This is a genomic window from Streptomyces sp. NPDC027663 (assembly GCF_055566415.1).
The window spans coordinates 1-5,068 of record NZ_JBVHSK010000035.1; the positions used below are offsets into that span (position 1 = coordinate 1).

General features: G+C 66.6%; 4 protein-coding genes and 2 pseudogenes. 4 read left to right on the forward strand and 2 right to left on the reverse strand.

What is annotated here, in order from left to right; all coding sequences use genetic code 11:
• Together ACZ4SF_RS37930 and ACZ4SF_RS37935 are read left to right on the forward strand one after the other, a co-directional pair.
• Positions 1-115: pseudogene (locus ACZ4SF_RS37930) on the forward strand (IS5 family transposase); the annotation flags it as partial.
• A 67-nt stretch (positions 116-182) separates the two neighbouring features.
• A pseudogene (locus ACZ4SF_RS37935) lies at positions 183-952 on the forward strand (transposase).
• Between the two features lie 118 nt (positions 953-1,070).
• Here the strand turns inward: ACZ4SF_RS37935 and ACZ4SF_RS37940 are convergent.
• The gene (locus ACZ4SF_RS37940; protein ID WP_468393593.1) at positions 1,071-2,627 is read right to left on the reverse strand and encodes an oxidoreductase; all 1,557 of its coding nucleotides are present in this window, start codon (positions 2,625-2,627) and stop codon (positions 1,071-1,073) included.
• A gap of 26 nt (positions 2,628-2,653) precedes the next feature.
• The gene (locus ACZ4SF_RS37945; RefSeq protein WP_468393595.1) at positions 2,654-3,427 is read right to left on the reverse strand and encodes a hypothetical protein; all 774 of its coding nucleotides are present in this window, start codon (positions 3,425-3,427) and stop codon (positions 2,654-2,656) included.
• Between the two features lie 195 nt (positions 3,428-3,622).
• On the opposite strand from ACZ4SF_RS37945, the gene ACZ4SF_RS37950 reads away from it, so the two are divergent.
• Both ACZ4SF_RS37950 and ACZ4SF_RS37955 read left to right on the forward strand, forming a co-directional pair.
• The gene (locus tag ACZ4SF_RS37950; protein ID WP_468393598.1) at positions 3,623-4,111 is read left to right on the forward strand and encodes a hypothetical protein; all 489 of its coding nucleotides are present in this window, start codon (positions 3,623-3,625) and stop codon (positions 4,109-4,111) included.
• A gap of 29 nt (positions 4,112-4,140) precedes the next feature.
• Positions 4,141-4,908, forward strand: coding sequence for a transposase (locus ACZ4SF_RS37955; protein ID WP_468393601.1), 768 nt, complete (start codon positions 4,141-4,143; stop codon positions 4,906-4,908).
• Positions 4,909-5,068: the final 160 nt, after the last annotated feature.

A 5,068-nucleotide genomic window follows, 5' to 3' on the forward strand; every position in this document is an offset into this window, starting at 1 on the left:
AGAAGCCGTGATCCACATTGCCATGACCGACCTCATGACCCGCCGCCTCACCGGCGAGAACACCATCTCCTGGCGCGACCCCACACCGCAGACGAACAGGCAGATTCCGGGATAAAACACCGGGATAAAACGACCTCTAAGGGCTGTCCCGTAACTGCCGTTACTGATGAGATGATCTAGCCGTGTCTGGTGTGATCACGGCGTCGGAGCCCTCCTGGTAGCCCCGTTCACCGGGCTGAGCTCGCGTCAGTTCGGCAAACTGGTCACCGCCCTGCGGCGGGAAGGGGCGGACCCGGTCCGCAAGGGCCGGCCCTGGAGCCTGCGGCTGGAAGGCCGGATCCTCCTGGTCACCGCGTACTGGCGGACCGACCTCACCCTGCGCCAACTGGCCCCGTTGTTAGGGGTGTCGAAGTCGGCCGCGGACCGCATCATCGATCACCTCGGACCGACGCTCGCTCTGCAGCAGCGCAAGCGGTTCCGCAAGGACACCGTGCTCATCGTGGACGGCACCCTGGTCCCCACCCGCGACCACCAGATGGCCGAGCAGTCGAAGAACTACCGGTACTCCACCAACCACCAGGTCGTCATCGACGCCGACACCCGGCTCGTCGTCGCCATCGGCCGGCTACTGCCCGGCAGCCGCAACGACTGCAAGGCGTGGGAGCTGTCCGGCGCCAAGGACGTCGTCGGCCGCACCACCGTCATCGCCGACGGCGGCTATCGCGGCACCGACCTGGTCATCCCACATCGCCGCGAGCGCGGCCAGTCCGAACTGCCGGCCTGGAAAGAGGAGCACAACTCCTCCGACCGCAAGATCCGCGCCCGCGTCGAGCACGTCTTCGCCCGCATGAAGAACTGGAAGATCCTGCGCGACTGCCGCCTGAAAGGCGATGGCGTCTACCACGCCATGCTCGGCATCGCCCGCCTGCACAACCTCACCCTCGCCGGGTGACGGGTAAACGAGCAGGCCAACCAGCATGGCGTAGATCATTTACGGTACAGCTGCCCGCTCTGGGTGATGGCCGGACCGCCGACAGACAGCCCACGCCGAGGCATCTACGGGACGGCCCTCAATTCTTCTGCAGTGTGCGGGTCACACCCGCGATGACGGCTGTCGTCAGCACCCATCCCAAGGCGATCAGCAGGTAAGCAAGCGACTGGAGACCGTTGTCCGTCCAGTACCAGGCGGTGCGCTGACCCAGACCACCGATGGGGATCAAGAGGTCAAACGTATAGACGAGGGGCTGGAACGGAGCGCCCTCACCCGGCTTCACAGGGACCGGGGAGTGGGTGCGGAAGGCGATCGTGCCCAACAGTGCCAGTACCAGAAGCCAGACGCCAGCCAGCCATGGACGGTACCCGTAGCCGACAGTCACGTCGAGCAGTTGCCCCCAGGCGCGCGCGACCGGGGGCAGTGTACGACGCCGGTGACGCTGCTTGGCCAGGAGCACCCGGCGGGCGTCGTCGTCGTGGCCGGCCTTGCGGTACCAGGTCGCCAACTGCTCGTACGGCTGAGGACTGTAGCCCGGGCTGCGCCGTATCCACTCCACACGACGGGCCACGGAGTCCCGCCGCCCCACCGCCTCACGTCGCTCACCCATGTCGTTCACCTTGATGGAGCCGTAGACGAAGCCGTCCAGCTCCACCGCCTCCGGCCAGCTGTGCTCGTTGTCATGGAGATAGGACACCTGCGCGCCCCGCAGGTCCACCGTGCCGGTCGGTATCCGGGCAAGGGTGAAGTCGAAGTCGACGGCCTGCATCAGCATGCCGACCAGGGCCTGGCCATCACTGTCGGGCGGCCCGTTCAAAAGGGCTCCCTCGAAGGTCAGGTTGTCCGACACTCTGGCACCGCGCAGTCGTACGGTTCCATCAGCAGTGAACCCCTGGGAGAAGTCGAGCGTCGACGCCACCACGTTGTCCAGGGACAAGGCCACCCCGGTCGGGCCGGGCCGTTGCAGATGCGCGCCCTCCATGAACAGTCCACCCTGCAGGTGAGCTCCCATCAGCCGTACTTCGCCCCGCGCCACGAATCCGTTTCTGCAGAAGACACCCCCTTCCGTGACCAGGCCGCCGGCGGACACGGCCCACCCCTGCGAGGCGTTGATCTCGGCCCCGCTGAGGATCACACCGCCGGTCACACGGGCGTGCATGAGCGACAAGGCGGCCTCGCGACGATGGGAGGCCGGGGCGGAATCCTCTTCCACGAGGGTGCGCCGCAGGTTGAGACGCCCTTCGATGCGGGTTGATCCGGCTTCGATGCCGGGCACTCGGCTGCCCACGATCGAGATCTCCCCGGTCGATGCGCCGTAGAGGTCCAGACCTTCCTCGAACCAGCAGTCCTCAAGCAAGAGCGGATGGTCGATCTGCGCCCCGGCCACGTTGAGGTGGCCTGAAACCCGCGCGCCGACGAGGCTCAGGCAGGCTACAGCGCATGGCTGAGCGGTGTGCGCGCCCAGGAGCAGGGCAGTGATCACGGCTGCCCGGATCGTGCGTTCAGGTCCCCACTGCCCACCTCCGCCAACGTGATCACCCTCGGGCGTCCCCGTGCGCAGGTCCACACGGCGTCCCTCGGGAAACGCCTCCCAAAGTTCACGCTCCGGCAGAGTCAGCTCGTCATATGAGAACACTCGTGCAGGATAGTGATCTCCCGCCTTCAGCTGCTTCGCGGAGTCGAATCCTCAACAGCGTCCAACAGCGCGAACAGCGGCCCGTTGTCGAGGCGGGCACGCGGATCCCATACCGTGACAAGGTCTGCCAGTGCGTCCGTGTAGTGCCTAATGGCCTTGGTGATGCCCTGCCTGGTGTAGGGGGCCGGCGCCGACCCGAGTACGGTCGCCCACGCATCCCACTGAGTCCCACCGAAACGGTGGTGGTTCGTTCCCGCGTCCCGGTCGCGGAGAAGCATGGCGGCGACAAGGACGTGCCTGGCGAGCTGCAGGGTCAGGTGCCCGCCGATCAGGATGTCATCGCGCGCCGCCTTGACGGCCGCCAGAACTGCGTCGAACCGGAAATCGTTGATCAGCTCCTTCATGGCGCTGTTCTCGCCCGCTGCAGCCGCCTCGGATGGGGGACCTGCACCCGGGCCTGCGGGAACCGCCGCGGTGATGTCGATCCGTCGCAGATCCACCAGCACCATCCGCAGCGTGTAGCGTCGCGAGTCGCCGCTGCGTTGCGATGCGAACAGCGGCACGACGAGGGAACCGATCCGCTCGGCGAAGGCTTCGGCCACCACCACCGGCTGCGGAGTATCGATCAGAACGTCGAGATCGGACCACTGGTCGATGCCAGCGCCGTCGCCCTTGCTGGAACCATGCGGATGTAGCCCATGAATACGAGCGTCCTCGGCGGCAAGGCCGCCCAGCTGTCGCGTGAGGTCTGATTGCCAGCCAACGGGAGGTAGCCCACCTCTCACACCGGTCGTCGTCACGACAGACATCATCGCACTCGCCTGACGTGAGACCGGCTCGTTCCAGATCGTCCCTTCCCGCGCCATCTGACCCTTACTGGGTGACGGTGAAGCACAGGCTATCCGGACCCCCTAAGGGCCGTCCCGTACTGCCCCGGCGTGGGTTGTCCATGGGCAGCCCGTCTCTCTCAAGCGGTGAGTTGAGAGACTCCTGTCATGGGATCTTGGGGAACCTTGGGGCCGGCGCTGTTGTCTCTGGCAGGTGTTGCGCTCGGCGCGGGCGGGTCGCTGTTTGGCCAGTACCTGGTGTCGCGAGCGAGCGCCCGGCAGCTTGAGATACAGGAGTCGGCCGCGCACCGTGCAGAGCTGAAGAACGTGATCCTGAAGTTCCTGAGCATTGCGGCGCAGGTGGAGAAGGCGGCGCTCACGCGCCCGCCCAGTGGCGGGACCGGAGCCGATCCCGTGCTCGACCAGCTCGTCGATGACCTGTGGCTTGCGCAGGCGGAGATCGATCTGGCTGCCAGAAGCGAACCCTTGCGGGGCGCTACGTATCGTTATGCGGCGCGCCTCGCTGAGGCGGCCCGAGGCGAGATAGCCGACGCGTCGGCACTGCGCGGGCCGCAGGCGCAGTTCATGGACGCCTCGTATGACGACCTGTGGCCCGGACAGCGACGGGCGGCCGGGGATTTCCCGGCACCTCCGTGAGGCGGGACGGCGGGTGAGACGATCTTGCCGTGGCTGGTGTGATCACGGCGTCGGAGCCCTCCTGGATAACCCCGTTCTCCGGGCTGAGCCCGTCCTGCTTCCGCAAGCTGATCACCGCGCTACGCCGCGAAGGCGCGGAGCCGGTACGCAAAGGCCGCCCCTGGAGCCTGCCACTGGAGGACCGCGTACTGCTGGTGACCGCGTACTGGCGCACGAACTTGACGCTGCGCCAGCTGGCCCCGCTGTTCGGCATCTCGAAATCCGCGGCCGACCGCATCATCGACCATCTCGGGCCGTCGCTCGCACTCCGGCCCCGCAAAGGGTTCCGCAAGGACACGGTGCTCATCGTGGACGGCACCCTCGTCCCTACCCGGGACCACGCGATCGCCGAACAGTCCAAGAACTATCGGTACTCCACCAACCACCAGGTCGTCATCGATGCCGACACCCGTCTGGTCGTCGTGGTCGGCCGACCGTTGCCGGGCAACCGGAACGACTGCAGAGCGTGGGAGGAATCCGGGGCCAAGGCCGCCGTCGGCAAGACCCTGACGATCGCCGATGGCGGCTATCCGGGCACCGGACTCGTGATGCCACACCGCCGCCGGGCCGGTGAGGAACTGCCCGACTGGAAGCAGGAACACAACCGCTCGCACAAGCAGACCCGTGCCCGCGTCGAGCACGCCTTCGCCCGCATGAAGACCTGGAAAATCCTCCGCGACTGCCGCCTCAAGGGCGACGGAGTCCACCACGCCATGCTCGGCATCGCCCGCCTGCACAACCTCACCCTCGCTGGCTAGACCGCCAAGTCACCAGCCAGACGGCCATGCTCGCCCATTCGGAGATCATTTACGGGACGGCCCTTAGACGTCATCTCATTTGGATTCTTCGGTAGCCTGCTGGCGTGGGGATTGTTGAGCGGCTGGTGCCGGATGAGTTGTGGGAGCTGTTCCAGCGGGT

Coding starts and splice junctions, on each gene's coding strand:
- ACZ4SF_RS37950 (WP_468393598.1), top strand. CDS start 3,623: ATGGGATCTTGGGGAACCTTGGGGCCGGCGCTGTTGTCTCTGGCAGGT.